Here is a 506-nt window from a genome sequence, read left to right on the forward strand (position 1 = left end):
CGGCAGCATCCGCGCTTCGAGCGCCGGATAAAGGTGCGAAACGCTGCGCTGCAATTCATAGCGCGCCGCGGCCAGGCCGGCGAACCGCTCCGGGATGGCGATATTGCCGGCGTTGACCATGTCGAGCCCCGCGCCGACGGCGCCGGTCAGCGCGTCTTCGAGCCAGTCGAGCCAGCCTCGCGTCTGGGCGATCGCATTGCCGCCCGAGGGATCGAACGCGCCATGACCGGGGATCAGCCCTTGGTGCGGCAGCGCGGCGAGCGCCGCGAGGCTGGTCCGCCAGCGCGCGATGTCGGCCGTCGGCGTGCTAGGCGCGCGATCGTGGAACACCAGATCGCCTGCGATCAGGGTGCCGGTGGCTTCGTCGAGCAGCGCGAGGTCGCCGCTGCTGTGCCCGCCGAGCTTGATTAGCCCGAGCCGCCGCCCGCCGAAATCCTCGCCATCGCTATCGATCGCCTTGGCCGGCAGAACAAGCTCGGTGCCGCGCATCCAGTCGCCGAGCATCC

Annotated in this window: 1 protein-coding gene; it reads right to left on the bottom strand. The window is 70.6% G+C overall.

The genetic code is table 11. The annotated features are described in order from the left end of the window. Positions 1–506: MBL fold metallo-hydrolase (locus tag ACT6QU_RS19555; RefSeq protein WP_444837040.1), on the bottom strand; the 506-nt coding region annotated here is incomplete at both ends.

The organism is Aliihoeflea sp. (assembly GCF_052435475.1).
Classification (GTDB): domain Bacteria; phylum Pseudomonadota; class Alphaproteobacteria; order Rhizobiales; family Rhizobiaceae; genus Aliihoeflea.